General features: G+C 34.4%; 19 protein-coding genes. 10 read left to right on the top strand and 9 right to left on the bottom strand.

Annotation, left to right across the window (positions count from 1 at the left end; all coding sequences use genetic code 11):
• Nucleotides 1-61 precede the first annotated feature (61 nt).
• Nucleotides 62-1,408 carry a serine hydrolase gene (locus K5V07_RS14830; RefSeq protein WP_221918091.1) on the top strand — a complete coding sequence of 449 codons (1,347 nt, stop codon included), beginning with the start codon at nt 62-64 and terminating at the stop codon, nt 1,406-1,408.
• Between the two features lie 69 nt (nt 1,409-1,477).
• On the opposite strand, the gene sufD is transcribed toward K5V07_RS14830, so the two are convergent.
• From sufD to K5V07_RS14850, 4 genes are all read right to left on the bottom strand, one after another.
• A complete protein-coding gene (gene sufD / locus K5V07_RS14835) occupies nt 1,478-2,794 on the bottom strand; it encodes a Fe-S cluster assembly protein SufD (RefSeq protein ID WP_221918092.1) in 1,317 nt (438 codons plus the stop codon).
• Between the two features lie 81 nt (nt 2,795-2,875).
• Nucleotides 2,876-3,628, bottom strand: coding sequence for a Fe-S cluster assembly ATPase SufC (gene sufC, locus K5V07_RS14840; protein ID WP_144890122.1), 753 nt, complete (start codon nt 3,626-3,628; stop codon nt 2,876-2,878).
• A 64-nt stretch (nt 3,629-3,692) separates the two neighbouring features.
• A complete protein-coding gene (gene sufB, locus K5V07_RS14845; protein ID WP_221918093.1) occupies nt 3,693-5,141 on the bottom strand; it encodes a Fe-S cluster assembly protein SufB in 1,449 nt (482 codons plus the stop codon).
• Between the two features lie 123 nt (nt 5,142-5,264).
• Nucleotides 5,265-5,594 (bottom strand): iron-sulfur cluster assembly accessory protein, encoded by a 330-nt coding sequence (locus K5V07_RS14850; RefSeq protein WP_221918094.1) that lies wholly within the window; start codon nt 5,592-5,594, stop codon nt 5,265-5,267.
• A 260-nt stretch (nt 5,595-5,854) separates the two neighbouring features.
• On the opposite strand from K5V07_RS14850, the gene K5V07_RS14855 reads away from it, so the two are divergent.
• The 7 genes from K5V07_RS14855 (at nt 5,855) to K5V07_RS14885 (ending at nt 14,666) form a co-directional block, all read left to right on the top strand.
• Complete coding sequence (locus K5V07_RS14855; protein WP_221918095.1) at nt 5,855-6,814, top strand: YjgN family protein; 960 nt, start codon at nt 5,855-5,857, stop codon at nt 6,812-6,814.
• A 3-nt stretch (nt 6,815-6,817) separates the two neighbouring features.
• The gene (locus tag K5V07_RS14860; protein WP_221918096.1) at nt 6,818-7,888 is read left to right on the top strand and encodes a M48 family metallopeptidase; all 1,071 of its coding nucleotides are present in this window, start codon (nt 6,818-6,820) and stop codon (nt 7,886-7,888) included.
• 131 nt (nt 7,889-8,019) lie between these two features.
• Nucleotides 8,020-8,880, top strand: a complete 861-nt coding sequence (locus K5V07_RS14865; protein ID WP_221918097.1) for an MBL fold metallo-hydrolase — start codon at nt 8,020-8,022, stop codon at nt 8,878-8,880.
• 74 nt (nt 8,881-8,954) lie between these two features.
• A complete protein-coding gene (locus K5V07_RS14870) occupies nt 8,955-10,583 on the top strand; it encodes a S8 family serine peptidase (RefSeq protein WP_221918098.1) in 1,629 nt (542 codons plus the stop codon).
• A gap of 63 nt (nt 10,584-10,646) precedes the next feature.
• Nucleotides 10,647-12,515 (top strand): M1 family metallopeptidase, encoded by a 1,869-nt coding sequence (locus tag K5V07_RS14875; RefSeq protein WP_221918099.1) that lies wholly within the window; start codon nt 10,647-10,649, stop codon nt 12,513-12,515.
• 14 nt (nt 12,516-12,529) lie between these two features.
• Complete coding sequence (locus K5V07_RS14880) at nt 12,530-12,922, top strand: hypothetical protein (RefSeq protein WP_221918100.1); 393 nt, start codon at nt 12,530-12,532, stop codon at nt 12,920-12,922.
• A gap of 892 nt (nt 12,923-13,814) precedes the next feature.
• A complete protein-coding gene (locus tag K5V07_RS14885; RefSeq protein WP_221918101.1) occupies nt 13,815-14,666 on the top strand; it encodes a DUF3078 domain-containing protein in 852 nt (283 codons plus the stop codon).
• A gap of 130 nt (nt 14,667-14,796) precedes the next feature.
• On the opposite strand, the gene K5V07_RS14890 is transcribed toward K5V07_RS14885, so the two are convergent.
• Nucleotides 14,797-14,967, bottom strand: coding sequence for a hypothetical protein (locus K5V07_RS14890; RefSeq protein ID WP_221918102.1), 171 nt, complete (start codon nt 14,965-14,967; stop codon nt 14,797-14,799).
• A 380-nt stretch (nt 14,968-15,347) separates the two neighbouring features.
• Here K5V07_RS14890 and K5V07_RS14895 point away from each other — a divergent pair, with 380 nt between their 5' ends.
• The gene (locus tag K5V07_RS14895; RefSeq protein ID WP_221918103.1) at nt 15,348-16,862 is read left to right on the top strand and encodes a S8 family serine peptidase; all 1,515 of its coding nucleotides are present in this window, start codon (nt 15,348-15,350) and stop codon (nt 16,860-16,862) included.
• Between the two features lie 267 nt (nt 16,863-17,129).
• Here the strand turns inward: K5V07_RS14895 and K5V07_RS14900 are convergent, their stop codons facing one another.
• The 4 genes from K5V07_RS14900 to hflX form a co-directional block, all read right to left on the bottom strand.
• Nucleotides 17,130-18,164 (bottom strand): serine hydrolase, encoded by a 1,035-nt coding sequence (locus K5V07_RS14900; protein WP_221918104.1) that lies wholly within the window; start codon nt 18,162-18,164, stop codon nt 17,130-17,132.
• Between the two features lie 172 nt (nt 18,165-18,336).
• Nucleotides 18,337-18,594: a hypothetical protein gene (locus tag K5V07_RS14905; RefSeq protein WP_221918105.1), complete on the bottom strand. Its 258-nt coding sequence runs from the start codon at nt 18,592-18,594 to the stop codon at nt 18,337-18,339.
• 33 nt (nt 18,595-18,627) lie between these two features.
• The gene (locus K5V07_RS14910; RefSeq protein ID WP_221918106.1) at nt 18,628-19,056 is read right to left on the bottom strand and encodes a hypothetical protein; all 429 of its coding nucleotides are present in this window, start codon (nt 19,054-19,056) and stop codon (nt 18,628-18,630) included.
• 360 nt (nt 19,057-19,416) lie between these two features.
• Nucleotides 19,417-20,673 carry a GTPase HflX gene (gene hflX, locus K5V07_RS14915; RefSeq protein WP_221918107.1) on the bottom strand — a complete coding sequence of 419 codons (1,257 nt, stop codon included), beginning with the start codon at nt 20,671-20,673 and terminating at the stop codon, nt 19,417-19,419.
• A 307-nt stretch (nt 20,674-20,980) separates the two neighbouring features.
• Between hflX and K5V07_RS14920 the strand changes: the two genes are divergently transcribed.
• Nucleotides 20,981-22,144: glycoside hydrolase family 97 N-terminal domain-containing protein (locus K5V07_RS14920; protein WP_221918108.1), on the top strand; the 1,164-nt coding region annotated here is incomplete at its 3' end.

A 22,144-nucleotide genomic window follows, 5' to 3' on the forward strand; every position in this document is an offset into this window, starting at 1 on the left:
ATGCTATAAAAATCAAAAAGATTGAAATGTTTTTAATAAATTGCAGGATAAAGAAGTACTTATGAAAAAAATTATCAAAATTGCTGCCATTGCTTTGCTTGTCGGTATTTGTTATTTTGGATTTACAACTTATCCAAAACTGGATTTAATTTCTGGCTTTTCAGCCAAAAGTATTGCCTCTGGTCATTTTTTAGACCATCGTGAGCAGTCCCTAATTGAGAAAGGTGACAATGATATCGACATGATTGATTTGGCTACGAACCAAATTGATGAAGCAGGAAAATGGGCGAGCGCATCAGTGTACGGCTTAAAGGAACGAAAAGCCATTTACCGTGAAGGTTTAGGCGCTACTTTAATCAACGATGATTTTGATGTTAGCAAACCGTATTTGGTTCCTAAAAGAACTGTTCCAAACAATACCATCCCATTCCCGTACGGAAATAAAGAAACCCAGGATACTGTTTTTTCAAATGTGAATTATGCCAAATTGAATGCGGCTGTAGCCAATGCTTTTGATACAAAAGGAGAATTAAAAAAGAGAACGCGTTCACTTTTAGTAATTTATAAAGACAAAATTATTGCCGAAAAATACGATACTGGATTTACTAAAAACAGTAGAATTTTAGGCTGGTCCATGACCAAAAGTATTACGAGTGCGGTGTTTGGAGTTTTAGAGAAGCAAAGAAAATTTGACATTGCTGCACCAGCACCGATTGCGGAATGGTCCAAAGACGAACGCAAACAAATTACAACTAGCGATTTGCTACATATGAATTCTGGTTTACAATGGGTAGAAGATTATGCAACTATTTGTGATGCGACCAATATGCTTTTTCAAGCAGAGGATATGACACGTTCCCAACTTGAGAAACCGGCCGCACATAAACCCAATACCTATTGGAATTACTCCTCAGGAACGACGAATTTACTTTCTGGTATTTTGCGCAAGCAGTTCAAAACACATCAAGAATATTTAGATTTTTGGTACACAGACTTAATAGATAAAATAGGAATGAATTCTATGGTTATCGAAACGGATATGAAGGGGAATTATGTAGGCTCCTCATACGGTTGGGCAACTACTCGGGATTGGGCTAAGTTCGGCTTGCTCTATTTACACAAAGGCAACTGGAACGGAGAACAAATTTTTAATGAAAGTTGGGTAAAATACACCGCAACACCTACAAATACTTCTGGAGGCAGATATGGTGGCCAATTTTGGCTGAACGCTGGAGGATTTTTCCCTGATGTGCCAAAGGATATGTATTACTGTAGCGGTTTTCAAGGTCAAATGGTAGCCATCATTCCATCAATGGATATTGTGATTGTTAGAATGGGTTTAAAAGAGAATTCGGAATTCGATTTTAATGGTATGCTTCGAGACATTCTAAGTTCTGTAAAAAAATAAATAAAATAGAAAGGGCGCAAAGTTATAAAACGCTGCGCCCTTTGTGTATAGTGAGTTTGGTGTTAAAAACTACAAATCAAATCCCATTTTTACGCCTAGTTTATTGGCAATAATTTTGGTGATGCGTTGTTTTAATTCTGGTATCTTGATGCTTTCAATTACCGCATTTGAGAACGCATACATCAATAGTGCTTTTGCTTCTTTTTTAGGAATTCCGCGTTGTTGCATGTAAAACATCGCCGTTTCATCAAGTTGACCAATGGTGCAACCGTGTGAACATTTTACATCATCTGCAAAAATTTCTAATTGCGGTTTGGCATTAATAGTCGCTTTATCACTCAATAAAATGTTGTTACTTTTTTGAAAAGCATTTGTTTTTTGAGCTTCTTTTTCTACAAAGATTTTCCCGTTAAAGACTCCGGTAGATCGATCCGTAAATATTCCTTTGTAATCTTGATGGCTTTCACAGTTTGGTGTAGCGTGATGTACTAAGGTGTAATGATCTACGTGTTGCTTTTCACCAATGATGGTAATACCATTCAAATAACTTACAATTCTTTCGCCAAAGTGGTAAAAATTAAGATTGTTTCTAGTGAGGTTTCCACCAAAACTAAACGTGTTTACCGCTACACTACTCTCTTCTTTTTGTGATACATAAGTATTGTCTACTAAGTTAGCAGAAAGGCTATCGTTTTGTATTTTATAAACATCAACAAAAGCTCTTTTCTGTGCAAAAATCTCAGTTACTGAATTTGTCAGTACCGGATTCTCATTTAAACTTTGATGACGCTCAATGATTTGTACCTGTGCATTTTCACCTACAACTATTAAGTTTCGCGGTTGAACTAGCAGTGCGGCTTCGTTTCCTGTTGAAAAATACATGATCTCAATAGGTTTATCCGCTACTTTATTTTTTGGAATGTTGATGTACGCTCCTTCATTGGCGAAAGCCGTATTTAGTGAGGTCAAGCTTTCTTCCTTGTTGACAATTTGGTTGAAATAGGTATCAACTATTTCCTTATACTTGGGTTTGTTTAATGCCGATGACAATAAACAAACATCAATACCTTCGTGAGTTGTAGCTGATAAATGTGAACTAAAAACACCATCAATAAAAACTACTTTGTAAGTATCAATTTCGTGTAAAAAGTATTTTTTAACATCAGCATATTGCACTGTATTTTCTTGTTTAGGAAATACAGTAAAGTCATTTTTTAGTACCGCATTAAGCGAGGTATATTTCCAAGCTTCTTCTTTTTTGGTAGGAAAACCTTTATTCTCAAAGTTTTTTAATGCGGCTGTGCGCACATCATGAAGTTCAGCATGAACATCGATGCGCTCTTCAAAAGCCATAAAAGACGATAGTAATTTTTCTTTTAATTCCATTTTTATATTGTTTAAAGTTTAAGGTTTAAAAATTTAAAGTTATCATGAGGCAACTTTAAACTTTAAACTTCAAACAAAATTTTAAGCTTCTTGTTCTTGTTTAATCCAGTCGTATCCTTTTTCTTCTAGCTCGTGGGCTAATTCTTTTCCGCCTGATTTTACAATTTTTCCGTTGTACAAAACGTGAACAAAATCAGGAACGATATAATCTAGCAATCTTTGGTAATGTGTGATTACTACGATAGCATTTTTATCGCTTTTTAGTTTGTTAACACCATTGGCAACAATTCTCAAAGCATCGATATCTAGTCCAGAATCGGTTTCGTCAAGAATAGCTAATTTTGGTTCTAACATAGCCATTTGAAAAATTTCGTTACGCTTTTTCTCTCCACCCGAAAAACCTTCGTTTAAAGAACGTGACAAAAATTTACGGTCTATTTCTAGTAATTCTGATTTTTCACGAATCACTTTTAGCATTTCGTTGGCAGGCATTTCCTCCTGACCGTTTGCTTTACGTGTTTCGTTGATAGCTGTTCTCATGAAATTAGTTACTGAGACACCTGGGATTTCAACAGGATATTGAAACGAAAGAAAAACTCCTTTATGTGCTCTTTCTTCTGGAGCCAATTCTGAAATGTCTTCGTTATCCAAAAAGATTTCTCCTTGAGTCACTTCATAATTTTCGTTTCCTGCAATAATTGCCGAAAGAGTACTTTTTCCAGCACCGTTTGGTCCCATTATCGCGTGAATTTCTCCCGCTTTTACTTCAAGGTTAATCCCTTTTAATATTTCTTTGTCACCTATTGAGGCGTGTAAATTTTTTATACTTAACATTAGATTTTATTTTAAACCATTAAGGTATTAAGATTTATTTAGTTTTTTATCCGTAGTCTAATTATTATCCCACCGACCCTTCAAGAGAAATTTCCAATAATTTTTGTGCTTCTACTGCAAATTCCATTGGCAGCTTATTCAATACATCTTTACTGAAACCGTTTACAATTAATGCAATTGCTTTTTCAGTTGGAATACCTCGTTGATTGCAATAAAAAACTTGGTCTTCGCCAATTTTACTAGTCGTAGCCTCGTGTTCTATTTTTGCCGATGGATTTTTACTTTCGATGTACGGAAATGTATGTGCTCCACAATTATTCCCCATTAATAAGGAATCACATTGCGAAAAATTCCTAGCATTATCAGCATTAGCGCTAATTTGGACTAAACCACGGTAACTATTTTGTGATTTACCAGCCGAAATTCCTTTGGAAATAATAGTCGATTTAGTGTTTTTACCTAAGTGGATCATTTTGGTCCCTGTATCTGCTTGTTGGTAATTATTAGTTACTGCAATAGAATAAAATTCACCAGTTGAATTATCCCCTTTTAAAACTACCGATGGATATTTCCAAGTTACTGCTGAACCAGTCTCCACTTGTGTCCAAGAAATTTTTGCATTTTTCTCGCAAATTCCTCTTTTGGTCACAAAGTTATACACACCACCTTTACCTTCTTTGTTTCCAGGATACCAGTTTTGTACAGTTGAATATTTAATTTCGGCATCGTCTAATGCAATCAACTCCACAACTGCAGCATGTAATTGATTTTCATCTCGACTTGGTGCCGTACATCCTTCAAGGTAAGAAACATAACTTCCTGCGTCTGCAACTAATAGCGTTCTTTCAAATTGTCCTGTACCGGCTTGATTGATACGGAAATAAGTAGAAAGTTCCATTGGGCAACGCACCCCTTTTGGGATATAACAGAAAGATCCATCAGAGAAAACAGCCGAGTTTAACGCAGCATAAAAATTGTCTTTCTGCGGTACTACAGTTCCTAAATATTTACGCACTAGTTCTGGATGCTCTTTTATAGCTTCAGAAATACTCATAAAAATGATTCCTTTTTCTCCTAATGTTTTCTTGAATGTTGTTGCTACAGAAACCGAGTCAACTACGATATCCATGGCTACATTATTCATCATTTTTTGCTCATCTACAGAGATACCTAACTTTTTGTACATTTCTAAAAGCTCCGGATCTACATCGTCTAATGTTTTATTAGGGTCTACTGCTTTTGGTGCAGAATAGTACGATATTGCTTGAAAATCGGGTTTCGCGTAATGTACGTTTGCCCATTCTGGCTCTGTCATTTCTTGCCAAGCACGAAAAGCTTCAATGCGCCAATCGGTCATCCATTGCGGTTCATCCTTTTTTTGAGAAATGGCACGAACTATATCTTCGTTTAACCCAATTGGGAAAGTTTCCGATTCTAATTCGGTGTAAAAGCCATACTCGTATTCTTTGTTTTCGAGTTCGATTTTTAAGTCGTCTTCTGTGTATTTGCTCATTCTTATGGATAGATTTAAAGATGTAAGATGGAATCCTAATCTTTATTATTTGTGTCTAAATTTTTAAAGACTTTGGTCTTAATGTCAATCAATTTTTTCGACTTTATGATTGATGACTTTTTATTATAAAGAGAAACTCTCTCCACATCCGCAAGTTCTCGTTGCGTTAGGATTGTTGAAAACAAAACCTTTTCCGTTTAGTCCTCCTGAGAATTCTAAAATTGTACCCGCTAGGTATAGAAAAGATTTTTTCTCTACTGCAATTGTAATGTCGTTGTCTACAAATATTTTATCGTCGTCGCCTTTTGTATTATCAAATTTCAAATCATAAGACAATCCCGAGCAACCTCCGCTTTTAACACCAACTCTTACGTAGTCTGTTGCAGCATCAAAACCATCGTCTTTCATCAAGTCGACAATTTTCTTTTTGGCAGTATCAGAAACTTTTATCATGTTTATGTTGTTTTGTAATAACATATTGATTGTTAAAACTTACCTAGCATCTTTATTATCAGAGCTTTAAATTTTAAGCCAATTGTGTTATCTTGATTTTGTCTAAATTAACCGCAAAGATACTATATAAAATACTTTTTCCATAATCAATAACATTTTTATAACTAATCTTCAAATAGAAAATACTTATTAGTTGTTTTTCAAAAAATTAAATTACTTTTAGTCCCTTATAACTTACAAATAACTAAAACAAACTTATTATGGAAGAAATTTTACCTGTAAAGATGGAGTACAAATTAGATTTTAAAGGAGAAGGCAAAGCTTTTTTTGGAATCGTAATCGTCAATTGGCTTTTAACAATTGTTACATTAGGAATTTATTATCCTTGGGCGAAAGCCAAAACGCTCCAATTTATGTTTGGACAAACAACTTTAAATGATGATGCTTTTGCTTTTCATGGTACTGGGAAAGAAATGTTTAAGGGTTTTATAAAAGTCATTATATTATTTGCAATCTTGTTTGGGATTTTAAGTCTTTTCATCTATTTAGACCTTCCCTCAGTAGGATTGATATCGTTTTATTTGATAGTAATAGCTATTATGCCATTAGCAATTCACGGTTCTTATAAGTACAGAATGTCAAGAACATCTTGGCGTGGTGTTCGTTTTGGTTACAGAGGCGATAGGAATGAATTTGTTAAACTTTTTTTTAAATGGATTTTTTATACTGTAATAACGCTTGGTATTTATGGTTCTTGGTTTAAAATGAACCTGCGTAGTTATGTTTTGAGCAACATTCGCTTTGGTGATGCCGAAATGAATTACGATGGTGATGGTGGGGATTATTTATTAATGAACATTAAAGGTTACTTTTTAAGTGTTATAACCTTGGGAATTTACTCTTTTTGGTGGCAAAAAGATATTTTTGAGTACTATGTTAATAATTTATCGCTACATAAAGACGACAAAAGAATTGAATTTACATCAACAGCTACGGGAGCCGATTTTATAGGTCTTATAATTATTAATTTGTTAATGATTATTTTTACGCTTGGTCTAGGATATGCTTGGGTTGTTACGAGAACTATGAAGTTCATATTTGATCATATTGAACTTGATGGAACGATCGATTTAAACACTTTGCAACAAACCGAAGAGAATTTTAAAGACGCAACAGGTGATGATATTAGCGACTTTTTAGACATAGATTTTATAGTATAAAGTATGAGTAATCAGTCCGTAGGAATTTTTTTTGATGGTAAATCAGCTGTTCCGCAGCCTTGTTCACTGTTTTTGGATACGCAAAAAGGCATGCTTCTTTTTGAAACCGAAACGGGTCATCATGAGCGATGGTTGATTTCAGCTGTTAGTTTTGAAAATTTTGGAAACTATTTACAGTTGCAAAAACAAAGTACTGATGGTGTTGCAATCCTTAAAATAACCGATGCTACATTTGGAGCGGCCATTCAGAAATTCAGGAAAGAGAACAACCATATCAATTGGTATGAAAAATTGCTTGCTTCTGGTTTCAAGATGCATCTCGTTTTGGCGTTGGTTATTTTTGCCTTAATTGGACTGACTTATTTGTATGCCATACCTTGGGTTGGTGAAAAATCAGTAGTCCTTATTCCCGAAAGTTATGATAATACTTTAAGTGGCACCTTTATCAGTGACAATTTACTGTTTTCGGAGGTCGAATCTAAGAAAACCAAAGCTTTGAATGCTTTCGCAAAAGAGTTGCAACTGAACAACAAAAAAAACTTGAAATTTATTTTTGTAGAAGAGGATGTAGTGAACGCTTTTGCTTTGCCCGATGGTACTATTGTGGTTTATTCCGGAATTGTAGACAAGATGAAAAACTACGATGAGTTGGTGGCGCTTTTGGGCCACGAGGCAGCCCACGTCAATCACAGACATTCCATGAAAATGCTTTGCCGCAACTTGTCTGGGTATCTTTTCATCTCGGCAATTTTAGGAGATGCTAACGGAATTATGGCTACCATAGGCGATAACGTAAATAGTTTTCAATCGTTGTCGTTTTCGCGTGAGTTTGAACAAGAGGCTGATCGAGAAGGTTTTGCTATTGTAATTAAAAATAAGGTCAATCCAAACGGAATGTTGAACTTGTTTAAAAGATTACAAGACGAAGGCGATGCAATTATCCCGGAGTTTTTGAGTTCGCATCCTGTTACAAAGCAGCGCATTGAAACAACTAGACAATTGGTTAAATCTACTCCGCATCAAGTTGAATCAAATGGTAAACTGCAACAGTTGTTTCAAAGATTAAAAAAATAATATAAAATCAAATTGCACTTAAATCATTACACCTCAGTTGTGTATTGGTTTTGGTGCAATTTGTTTTTACACACTTTTAGTTCGGTATCAATAAATATGCTTAATTTTAGAGCATACAATTTTGATACACTATGAAACTATATCCAATAGAAACGGGTAATTTTAAATTAGATGGTGGCGCTATGTTTGGCGTGGTGCCCAAAACCATTTGGAATAAAACCAATCCAGCTGATGCAAATAACCTCATTGACATTGCAGCACGTTGTTTATTGATTGAAGAGGGAAACCGCTTGATTTTGATAGACACCGGAATGGGAAACAAACAATCTGATAAATTTTTCGGATACTATTCTTTATGGGGTTCCCATTCATTAGATAAATCTCTAGCAAAATACGGTTTTCATCGCAACGATATTACGGATGTTTTTATGACGCATTTGCATTTTGACCATTGTGGTGGAAGTGTACAATGGAATAAAGACAAAACGGGTTACGAACCAGCCTTTAAAAATGCTAAATTTTGGACGAATGAAAATCACTGGGAATGGGCTACCAAACCCAATCCGAGGGAGAAAGCTTCGTTCTTGTCTGAAAATATCTTGCCCATGCAAGAAAGTGGTCAATTGCATTTTATAAAAAGACCCGAAGGTGATTTTCTTGAGAAATCAGAATTAGGATTTGGAATCTTTTTTGTGGATGGCCATACAGAGAAGCAAATGATACCACACATTCAATATAAAGGTAAAACGATTGTTTTTTGCGCTGATTTATTGGCCACAGCCGGACACATTCCTATACCGTATGTCATGGGCTATGATACACGACCATTACTGACAATGCCAGAAAAAAGTAAGTTTTTGCACGCTGCAGTAGAACAAAACCACTATTTGTTTTTAGAGCACGATGCGCATAATGAAATAGTTACTGTGGTACAAACTGAAAAAGGAGTTCGTCTAGGAGAGGTATATCGCTGTGACGAAATCTTAACATAGTGTTAATCCTTTTATTTGTGTAACAAAATCAATTATTTTAGACCAATATTTCAAAAATTAACAAAAACAAACAAATGAATACCATTAAACCCATTTACATTTCTGCTTTTGCTTTTTTAGCATTGGTAGGTTGTGGAGCAGCAAAGCAAGTTTCAAGTGCTTCAACTTCTAATTTAGTTACCATTAGTGCACCTTTAAATGTAAAAAAGAAGGCGGCGCTTACTGAAAATGATTTAAAACGTTGGAGTCACCTAGATATAGTAACAGATACCATTCCTGGAATGAGCGTTGACAGAGCATACGCTGAATTATTGAAAGATAAAAAAGGTGTACCTGTTATTGTAGGTATTGTAGATTCGGGTGTAGATATTGAACACGAAGATTTAAAATCAGTACTTTGGACTAATGCCAAAGAAATAGCGGGTAACGGTATAGATGACGACAAAAATGGTTACATAGACGACATTCATGGTTGGAATTTCTTGGGAGACATTACAAAGGAAAATCTAGAATACGAGAGAATCATCAAGGATAAATCGTTGGTGGATGAAAAAACATACCTAGAAGCTAAGGCTTTAAATGATAAAAAAGTTGCCGATGCAGCAATGATTAAGGCTCGCTCTACAGAAATGATTGAATCACTAGCATCAAGTGATGCCGCTGTTGCAAAACATTTAGGTAAAACGGTATATACTGCTGATGAAGTAAAGGCAATCGACACTCAAGATCAAGAGTTGCTTAAAAGTAAGGCTACAATGGTACAAATGTTAGGGTATGGTTTGCCTGTTGCCGAACTTAAAGTAGCGGTTCAAAAACAAAAAGACGCTCAAGATGCTCTTATAAATGGTGACAATCTTAAAACAGATTACCGTAAGATTTTGGGTGATAATCCTAACGACATTAACGATACTAAATATGGTAACAATAATGTAATGGGTCCAGACAAAAACGAAATTTTGCACGGAACGCACGTAGCAGGAATTGTAGCACAGTCTAGAAACAATAGTTTAGGTGGAGACGGAGTGGCTAACAACGTTCAAATTTTAACCGTTCGTGCCGTTCCAGACGGAGATGAGTACGATAAAGACATTGCATTAGGGATTCGTTATGCTGTTGATAATGGTGCTAAAGTAATCAACGGAAGTTTTGGAAAAAGCTTTTCACCACACAGACAATGGGTTTATGATGCTTTAAAATATGCGGAGAAAAAAGATGTATTGTTTGTTCACGCGGCAGGTAATGACGCAAAAGACATCGATTTTGCTGAGAATTTTCCAAATGACTCTGAAGATAAAGTAAAAGAGTTTGCGGATAATGTAATTACTATTGGAGCATTAAATTTTGAATACGGAGACAAAGTTGTGGCACGTTTTTCAAACATTGGGAAACTGAATGTAGATGTTTTTGCACCAGGTGTAAAAATCTATGCGACTACTCCAAACAACGAATACCAATACTTACAAGGTACCTCAATGGCTGCGCCAAACACTGCTGGGGTTGCTGCTTTGATTCGTTCGTATTATCCAAAATTATCGGCTAAACAAGTAAAACAAATCTTGATGGAATCTGGTGTAGCTATTACGACCGAAGTTATTGTTGGAGGAAAAGCAACTGACAAACGTTCGTTTTCAACATTATCTAAATCTGGTAAAATTGTAAATGCATACAACGCTTTGTTAATGGCAGAGAAAATGTCAAAATAAATTAAAAAAAAACTTAATTTTATGGAAGGACAAATTGTCCTTCCATTTTTATTTTAACTACCTATGAAAAAACTACTTTTATGCACCATATTAGTATCTAGCTTTGGCAACCTATGGGCACAAAATTCAAATTATTGGCAACAACATGTTGACTATAAAATGGCTGTTACTATGGATGTCTCAACGTATACATACAAAGGCACACAAGAATTAGTGTATACCAATAACTCTCAAGATACACTTAGAAAAGTATACTACCACTTGTTCAATAATGCTTTTCAGCCTGGCAGCGAAATGGATGTACGCATTCAAAACATTAAAGATCCTGACGGAAGAATGGTTTCTAAAGTTAAAGTGGGCGACAAAGAAATTAAAGAAAGTCGTATCAAAAACTTAAAGCCTAACGAAATTGGATTTTTACACGTAACGAATTTCAAACAAGATGGTGTTACTGCTACTGCAAAGGAAGTAGGAACTATACTTGAAGTTACTTTGGCTAAGCCAATGTTACCCAACTCAAAAACAACTTTTACACTAGATTTTGACGGTCAAGTTCCGGTACAAATTCGTCGTTCTGGACGCAATAATGCTGAGGGTGTTGAACTTTCAATGGCGCAATGGTATCCAAAACTTGCCGAATTTGATTTTGAAGGATGGCATGCAGATCCATACATTGCTAGAGAATTTCATGGTGTTTGGGGCGATTTTGATGTAAAAATTACTATTGATAAAAACTATGTTTTAGGTGGAACGGGTTACCTGCAAAATCCAAATGAAATTGGTCACGGATACCAAGATCAAGGCGCAGTGGTTACCATTCCTAAAAAAACTAAAACACTAACATGGCATTTTAAAGCACCAATGGTTCACGACTTTACTTGGGCAGCTGATAAAAACTATATTCATGATATTGCCAAAGGTCCAAATGGTGTTGACATTCACTTTTTGTACAAAAACAATCCGCAATACATTGAAAACTGGAAAAATTTACAGCCGTTGACTGTAAAATTGATGGAGTTTTACAACAAAACCGTGGGCGATTATCCGTACAAGCAATATTCTGTAATTCAAGGTGGCGATGGCGGAATGGAATATGCCATGTGTACTTTGATTTTAGGTCAAGGTAAATTTGAAGGATTGTTAGGTGTAACGGCTCACGAAATGGCGCACTCTTGGTTCCAACACGTATTGGCCTCAAACGAATCTAAACACGGTTGGATGGATGAAGGTTTTACATCTTTCTTAGAAGATTTAGGAATGAATGAACTTGCAGAGAAAAAAGCACAAAACCCATTTTCGGGTGGCTACGCAGGATATTTTTCAATGGTAAATTCAGGTAAAGAATTGCCTCAAGGAACTCACGCTGATCGTTTTGATGAAAATAGAGTGTACAGTATTAGTTCGTACAGTAAAGGAGAACTTTTCTTGACACAATTAGTCTATTTGATTGGGAAAGACAATTTGATGAAGACTTTAAAGAAATATTATAGCGATTTCAAATTCAAACATCCAACGCCAAATGATATTAAAAGAACTGCTGAGAGAGTTTCAGGTGCTAACTTAGATTGGTACCTTACTGATTGGACACAAACAACCAACACGATTGATTACGGAATTAAAGAAGTAACAGAAAATGATGGTCAAACCAAAGTAGTTTTAGAACGAATTGGTAGAATGCCAATGCCAATTGATTTGCTTGTAGAATATACAGATGGAACAGTAGAAAGTTTCTATGTGCCTTTACGCATGATGAGTTTTGAAAAAGAAAATCCGTACCCAGCAATTAAAAGAACGGTACTTTCTGATTGGGCTTGGGCGTATCCTACGTATGAACTCAACATTCCAAAATCAAAATCGAGAATTAAAAGCATTACCATCGACCCGAGTAGTTTAATGGCCGATATTAAAAAAGAGAATAACGTTTTTAAATAGAAGTTGATTTTTACATGAAATTCAAATATAATGAAGCAACTGCTTCACTCGAAATTAAAGACGGTTTGAAGAGCCATTTTCTTATAGTACGATTGTTACTGATCGTGACTTTTGTCAATGCAATCTTAAATTTATCCAATGCTCAAGTTGCTTTTGGATTTATGAAATTGATTTGGTTGGTTTTAGGCATGGTAACCGCCATAGGATTGTATCTCTATTATTTCAAAAAAACGGCTACAGAAAATATTCCTTTAGATCAAATAATAGGAATTGAGGAACGTGTTTCGTTTGGAAGAAAAAAATATTTTCTAACGTTGAAAAACGGAAAAACAAGAGATTTGCTAGAAGTACACTCCGCATCCGATTGTAAACAGATCAACACGATACTCACTAAACATCAAAAATAACCCTTTCTTTTAATGCCGCAAAACTTCTATTTTGCGGCATTTTTTTATGATTTTTTTTTATCTAAAAAATTACAACCAGTACTTATTTCTATTTTCTCCATAAATAAATACACAAAGTTAATACCTATATTAATTTTTGCATGTATAGAAAATTAGTATTTCAATATGAAACTTTCTAATTAATAAGGTGCAATACTAACCTATTTGAATTTATTAAATGCCCCAATAGGTTTATTGATTAACTTTAATGTGAAGGACATTTTTATATTAAGGCCAAAAAACTTTAGTAACTAGATAAATAGAAAAACTTTTTAAAAATACATTTAAATTTAAAAAAACCAAATCAATAACTTATAACTAATCCACTTTAGTTTAAAATATATGCTCATTTTAAGTTTATATTCTAGAGAGCCATTATTTAAAGTCTCTTGTGCAAATATGTATAGCGAAGCCTGTTAAGCAGTGCCGTTGTATAAAACAGTAAAAAATAAATCCATTTTAACAATACAAAATCTTTTTACCAAACAATTTCCTCTTTTCTGTAGGTTTAAAAAATAGTTTTTATGTTCCTTATCGGAAATATGAGTATTTTATCTAAAAAATAAAATGTGCTTTTTTGGTTAAAATTTATCACACTTTTTGAGATAGAAATTACTATTTTAAATTCAAGTATAAAGATAAAAAAATCCATTTATAAAATTTAAAATGTTGATTTACAGTGAATTAATTTACAAAAACTAAATCTTGACAACGGACATTTTGATCATATTTATTCTAGGTCCCCAAGCATTTTTTACAATCTAATTACAACATACAATACTTGTTTACAGGCATTTAAGTATAATAGTGGTATTGTTTTTTTATATACATTTGTGAATATAAACTTAATAATATGAAAAAAACACTACTTACACTTGTATTTATTTTTGCGTTATCAGTTGTAAACGCTCAAGAAACGCCTAAGGATTCTACCAAAGCTTGGACAAGGAAAGGAAATATTTCTTTACTTTTTAGTCAATCTTCATACAATAAAGAATGGCTGGGTGGGGGAACCTCAAACATTGCTGGTAATTTTGGTTTGAACTACGATTTCAATTATAAAAAAAACGATGTCGTTTGGGATAATAAATTCATATTGGCATACGGATTAAGTAAAATAAAAGGTAACGAACGTACCGCTAAAACAGATGACCGTTTAGAAATTAATTCTTTGTGGGGTAAAAAAGCGTCTGGAAACTGGTTCTACTCGGCTTACTTTAATTTTAAGACTCAAATGGACACTGGTCTAGATAATAAAAATGGCCTAAGAATATCACATTTCTTTTCTCCGGCTTATTTCCAGATGGGTCCAGGTATGCTATGGAAAAAGAACGAAAATTTAAGCGTCAATATTGCACCTGCTGCTGCAAAAGCCATATTTGTGCACGATCATTTCACAGAATTTGGACCGTCATTTGGTGTGCTTCAAGGAGATAATTCTCGTTTTGAGTTTGGAGCTAGTGTCTCTGCTTACTACAAAGTAAATGTCATGACCAATGTGTCAATTCAAAATCGTTTGAATTTATATTCAAATTATCTTGATGATCCACAAAATGTTGATTTTGATTACCAATTGAATGTGGTGATGAAAATCAATAAGTACTTATCAGCAAATATTGCTGTGCAAGCCATTTATGATGATAATGCCATAAAAGGCATTCAAGTTGGACAATTATTTGGTTTAGGTGTAAACTACGGATTGTAATTAAACCCTATTTATAAAAACAGCCTTTTGGATATTTCTAAAAGGCTGTTTTTTATTTCTTGCAACTATCCTGATTAGCAAGTATTAGTGAATATAAAAATGATAATTATTAATTTTTAAGCTTTTGCAATTAATTATTGATATCAAAAATAAGTTCTCCAAAACATTTCCCTAATTGAAAAATTACTATTACACTCAGTAAAACAGCTAAAATCTTGTGCTGCACTTGTATTTTTCCTTGTGCATTCATAGTGTTAAGCCTTTCTATTATTGTACAAATTTTAGTTTCTAATTCTTTCATACTATTCCTTTTAAAGTTTTTATTTGGTTTACAAATAAAATCCTTCTTTTGCAAACTTCCTTTAACGAAGCACCTAATCTTCGAAAAATATAACAGATTTTAACTACGAAAAAAAGTTAAGTTTAAAATTTGGTTGGCTGTAAACATTTATGTTTTATTGATCTTATTCTTCATAACCAAAATATCATTATTAACTCGCTACAAGATTATCTTACTAACTTACAATAACTTATATTTTAATTTCAAAAGAATATATCTTCGTACTAAATGAGAGACAAACAGACTAATAGTTGTGCTATTTAACTAAAATAGAGTTGTTTACTAAAATTAATAACAAAATAATGCTATATTCATAATCTATTAACCAAAAATAAACTAATATGACATTTAAACTTTTTAGATTAGTACTCGTAACCGCTATTGTGTTCACCTCCTGTAGCAGAGATGAAAGCGAAAACCAAACCGTTGCGGTAAATCCTTTGCAAAAAGATCCATTAACCACAACACAAATTAATACTACCATTAATCAAATTTTATCTTCAAACAAACAGTTCCAATGGAGTGAAATGTCTAGTCAAATGATTTGGAGTGCCGCTTTGCAAGGACAAAACTTAATCACAATTGGTTTTGGAAATTCCGAAACCGATTTTGACAGAAGTAAATCATCAAACAATCAAAAAATGCAAGAGGAATTACTGCAACTTATTTCTAAATATGAAGGGAAAGAAATCAAGGATGTTTTAGTTGCTTCGGATGCCTACTTGAATCTTATAGATGTTGTAATCACCAAACAAGAAACCGTTATTGCCTTAAGACAAACCAAATTTGTTAGATACGTTGAGCCTGCTGATTACCGATTTCTAGGCGAAACCGCTAAAAATCAAAATGGGAAAACAAGCTCCAGCACAAGTTCAGGTTGTGGATTTGAAGCTTCAACTTTAAACACGGCAGATTTTACTACCGTCACTCCTAATGCAAAGGTGCCTTGGGCATTTTACCAGCATAATATTCCATCGGCTTGGAATGTAAGCACCGGACGAGGAATTACAATAGGCGTTATAGATACTGGTACGTCACCAAACCAAACTTTACTAGGCTCTAGTTTTAACAACGGATTATCAACTGGTCGTACTATTCAAAAATTTGGAACATTTGTAGATTCTATTTGGCCATGGAGCAGCACCACAGATGGTCCTAGTGATTTATGCGGACACGGAACCAGCATGGCATCGGCTGCGGCTGCACCAAGAAATGATAAAGGATTGCCTGTTGGGGTTGCCTATAATGCCAATTTAATTACTTACAGAGCGGCAGAAAACGTATTACTGGAAGGCTACCACGAACAAAATGGCGTTAAGGATGCCTTTACTGGTTTAGGTAATAACCCGAATGTAAAAATTATATCTATGTCTATGGGGTACATATTTTCGGTAGGGAAAATTTCTGATGGTGTAAAATACGCTCACAGCCGAGGCAAATTGATATTTTGCGCCGGAGGAACTTCTACAACATTCACCACTTTTGTTGGAGTTATTTTCCCGGCTTGGATGCCCGAAGCAGTGGCTGTAACTGGCGTTAAAGAAGGTAGTACTTATCAAAAATGTGATGTTTGCCACACCGGAAACAAAATTGATTTCACCATTGCCATGCAAAGAGCAGCAGGAGGAAACACAGTTCCTGTTACGAGTTACTATGACAATCAATCTGATTATGTGGGAGGTTCATCTGTGGCTACTGCTACTACTGCAGGAATTGCAGCATTAGTTTGGGCCAAAAATCCAACTTGGACACGAGATCAAGTACTCACAAAAATGAAACAATCCTCAAGATATTACCCAACTAAAAATCCTGATTTTGGTCACGGAAACATTGATGCTTTAAAAGCCGTTCAATAAGCTGTAAAAAAACAAAACCACTTAATGCTGAAACGATTAAGTGGTTTTTTTATGTTCAATAATTTTGAATTTATAACAAGGTCGTAAGAGTAGTTTGTATGTCTTTCATATGTACTGGTATTATTTCGGCGGTTACAACTTTAATAACTCCATTTTTATCCAAAATTAAACTTGTTGGATATGCATCAATTTTAAGTTTTTCTATCTGTTTACCTGAATTAGTAATATGTTTATAATCAAACTTGTGCTTTTTTAATTCGTATTTCTTTAAATTTTTCCGACTAATTTTTTTCGTTTCTTTATTAATTCCATTATTTCGGTATGTACTTTGAATGTCATTTTAAAATTATCTAAATTTTTTGCTGTATTTGCCAAAACTATTAAACTGCTTCTTGTTTGTGGATAAAAATAGCAGGCAGAAGCAAAACCAGGTGCGTACCCTAATGCACCAATTTGTATGTTTTGCTCTCCATCTTGAAAAAGTAAACCATATCCATAATCAACTTTATCAAAAATTGGGTGAATTCGGGTGGCATATTTAGTTTCCATCAATTTTGAAGTTTCTGTTTTAACAAGTTTCCCCGAATATAATAATTGATTCCATTTATCTAAATCCGCTGCATTTGAAATGAAAGCACCTGCTGGAGCATAATTATCCAAACTATTTGAAGCATATTCTAAGAGTTTATCTTCATTCTCTTCATACCCTTTTACCAGATTTTTATATTCTTCATTATTAGGATGGAAAGTATTTTTTAAACCATTTTGTTTAAAAAAATCCATTGATAATTGTTCAAAATTCTTGTTTGATACTTTCTCAAGAATTTGCGCAAGTAATTCATAACCTAACTGAGAATAATGAAATTGAGAACCTTGTACAAATTCTAAAGGTTCGTCTAATGTTACAATTCCATGTGTATGAGTAAGTAATTGATGAATTGTAACTTCTTTTGACCACGGTTGGTTAATCTGAGTGAGGTATTGATTGATCTTATCATCCAGTTTAATTTTACCTTTTTCAAATTCACGCAATACTAAAACTGCTGTTATTTGTTTACTAATAGAGCCTATTACAAACTGATCCTTAAATTTTAAAATATTTTTTTTATCAAAATCTGAGTACCCCATAGTTTTAGAAAATATTTGCTTTGAATTTTCGGTTATGAATACCACTCCATTAAAGTTATTGCTTTCTAAAATAGAGTCGATTTTTGCGGTTAAATCATTATCGTTTTTATTCTGCGCAATAGTTTTAAAAGATATTAGAAGGATAAAAGATATAATTGTAATACTAAATTTCATTGATTTCTGATTTTTAAAATGATACCCAACATTCTGTGAATGCGGCGGTTTTATTATTATAACAAGCCCATTATAAGGAGTTGTTACTTGAGCGATAACGATAGGTGAAGTAAACCATTCCAGTTACAAAGGCAATAGACCTAATCTGATTTAACTCTTATAACAATGCTTTTTACTTCGTGTATTTATAAAATTTAAAGGATTTTTCTTTTAAATCAATTTTTACTATTCCACTTCTTATTCCAACAAATACATTTTTATCATCAGCTACGGCAATTGAGTTAGGATATAAACCATTCCAAAATATTTTTTTAAAAACCAGCTCTTTTTTGAAATTCTGGATTGTAAAAAAACTACCATATGTAGCAACTAGAAATTTGTCTTTGTATATAGTAAATGCTTGAGGAGCATCTCCAAAATCCAAAAGCATTTTAAATGTAAAGTCTTTGTTTTTTCTTTCAAGTTAATATAATGCACCTTCGCTAGTACCCATATGAGCATATCCAAGAATGAAATAATTTCTGCCCTTATAATTGAAAATATATTTTACATTTCCTTTGTTAATATTTATTGTGTTCTTAGTTTTATCATCTGGTACAAAAATTAATTGACCCCCAAATTCTCCACCATCCATTCCCACAAGTGTTCCATCTTTAATTTTAAGTGAGCATTTATTCTTTTCTTTAGTTTTTTCAATTTCAAGTTTTCCGTTGCGAAACTTTACACCAAATTCATTGTGAGAATTATTTAATTTATACCATTCCTCACTCTCAAATTTTGGTGGTATTGTTTCAATGAAATCTTTTGGGATAAATTTATTTTTTTGACAAAACCCTGTAAAACAATGAATTAAAAAGATAAAAAAGAATACATATTTTGTTTTTAACTTCATATAATCTCTATTTTTTTGTAGCATTATGGACAACTAATACATCACTTGCAACAAACTCCCGCAAATCCATCCAAATTTTGAATCGAAAGTTGGATGACATTCGCATTGTATTGATACCCAAATATATTAATTTTTTCTTACAAATAGTCTAAAAATTCTAAACGTCAATAATTACCACCAAGCCCCGCATGAAGGATGGAAGCGGCATCCTTTTTATACATTTTAGGCTAGTAGCCTAAAATGTATAAAAAGATATAGCGTACAGCCTGACGCAGCTGCAACGCTAGTGAAAGCTGGGGCATGCCCAAAAAAAATCCCTCTTGAAATTCAAAAGGGATGTGGTATAAGGTTGTGAAACGATTATTCTATTTCATTTTCAAGGTCTTGTTCCTCGTCTTTCTCTATGGCGTCATTGTAATCTGGGTACAAAAACTTGTTGTATGGAAAACGGGTGATGTGTATCTGGCGCACAGACTCGTACACGCGTTCTCTAAATTCTTCGAAATTTTCTTTGTGTGTGGCCGATATAAACAGTGCATTTTGCTCTCCTACTCTACTCATCCAGGTGGCTTTCCATTCCTCTAGCGTGAAGTGTCTTGGCGTTTTTTCGGTCATCAAATCGTCCTCGTCAATGACTAGCGGTTTGTAAGCGTCAATTTTGTTGAACACCATAATTACAGGTTTGTCATGCGCCTTGATGTCTTGCAGGGTTTGATTTACCGACTCGATATGATCTTCAAAATCTGCATGCGAAATATCTACTACGTGCAGCAATAAATCGGCCTCGCGTACCTCATCGAGTGTACTTTTGAAGGAGTCTACTAGTTGCGTAGGCAATTTTCTAATGAATCCTACGGTATCCGAAAGCAGGAAAGGCAAGTTTTTGATAACCACTTTACGCACAGTAGTATCTAGCGTTGCAAAGAGTTTGTTCTCTACAAAAACATCACTTTTACCCACAGCATTCATCAAAGTAGATTTACCAACATTTGTATATCCCACCAGCGCCACACGTACCATGGCACCACGGTTGCTGCGTTGCACGCCCATTTGTTTGTCGATAGTTTTGATTTTGTCTTTAAGCAAGGCTATACGGTCGCGCACAATACGACGGTCGGTTTCAATCTCGGTTTCACCTGGTCCGCGCATTCCAATTCCCCCTTTTTGTCGCTCTAAGTGCGTCCAAAGTCCGGATAAACGCGGCAACATATAAATACATTGCGCTAATTCCACTTGGGTACGGGCATAAGAGGTTTCGGCACGTTGCGCAAAAATGTCTAGAATAAGGTGGGTGCGATCTAGAATTTTACATTCGGTGATAATCTTGGATATATTTTTTTGTTGTGACGGCGATAATTCGTCGTCAAAAACTAGGGTCGAAATCCCATTTTCTTTTACAAAAAGGTGAATTTCTTCTATTTTTCCAGTTCCTACAAACGTTTTGGGATTAGGGCGCTCCATTTTTTGCGAAAAGCGTTTGATTACCTCTCCACCAGCGGTGTAGGTTAAAAACTCTAATTCGTCTAGGTATTCGTTTAACTTTTCTTCACTTTGATTTTGAGTTACGATACCAACTAAAGCGGTTTTTTCGAAATTGATTACTTCTTTTTCTAACATGTTATTGAATAAGCTACAAATTTACGGATTTGTAAGCGACTTATGAAGCTATGGGTTTATAAAAATGTATTTGCCGTGAATAATGATAGTTTTTTTGCGGTCAAGCCAAAAGGTAACTTTCCTAGAAAAGAAATTGGCATTCCTAAGAACATACTTTCACTCGAGTTTAGATTAAGCAAATTTGTACTTGAAATAATAAAAAAGAGATTACTTTTGTTTTTAAGGGTTTAAAAATTGTGATTGCGGCTGCGTTATGGCTTGCGACAAATTTTTAAACATAACATTAACTTGAAATACATTTTTAAAAATGAAGCAATTCTTTTTTACAACAGTTCTTTGTCTATGGTTTTTAGGCTCGGTACAAGCACAGCAGTTGCAATCTCCAAACGGAAAAATGGTAATGGAATTTGCCTTACAAACTGATGGAACGCCAACCTATACCTTAGCCTATAAAAACAAAGCGGTAATTAAAACCAGTAAAATGGGTCTTGAGTTGAAAAATGACAAGAAATCATTACTGAATGATTTTACGGTTGTTGACCAAAAAACAAGCACTGTAAACGAAAATTGGCAGCCTGTTTGGGGCGAAATTGCCACAATAACAAATAATTACAACGAACTTGCAGTTACTTTAAACCAAAAAGAAACAGAACGTAAAATGATTATTCGTTTTCGTTTGTTCAATGACGGTTTGGGTTTTCGTTATGAATTTCCTTCGCAAAAAAACCTAACTTACTTTGTAATCAAAGAAGAAAGAACCCAATTTGCCATGACTGGCGATCATACCGCATTTTGGATTCCGGGCGATTACGATACACAGGAATATGATTATACCACCTCTAAACTATCCGAAATTAGAGGGTTGACAGAAAAAGCTACTACGGCCAATGTATCTCAAAAATCATTTTCGAATACTGGAGTTCAAACTTCATTAATGCTAAAAACAACTGACGGATTGTACATCAATCTTCATGAGGCGGCGTTGATCAATTATTCTTGTATGCACCTAAACCTTGATGATAAAAATATGATTTTTGAATCGTGGTTAACTCCTGATGCTAAAGGTGATAAAGGCTATATGCAAGCTCCGCACCATTCGCCATGGCGTACCATAATCGTGAGTGATGACGCGAGAGAAATACTAGCCTCTAAAATGACATTGAACCTCAACGAGCCTAGTAAAATTGAAGATACTTCTTGGATTAAGCCCGTGAAATATGTGGGCGTTTGGTGGGAAATGATTACCGGAAAAAGTTCTTGGGCTTACACCGATGAATTGCCGACTGTACAATTGGGAGTTACTGATTTCTCCAAACTTAAACCAAACGGCAAGCACGGGGCGAACAATGCGAACGTAAAAAAATATATTGATTTTGCAGCCAAGCACGGTTTTGATGGAGTTTTAGTTGAAGGTTGGAACGAAGGTTGGGAAGACTGGTTTGGTCATTTAAAAGATTATGTTTTTGATTTT

Origin of the sequence: Flavobacterium sp. CHNK8 (genome assembly GCF_019774515.1) — a bacterium.
Classification (GTDB): Bacteria; Bacteroidota; Bacteroidia; order Flavobacteriales; family Flavobacteriaceae; genus Flavobacterium; species Flavobacterium tiangeerense.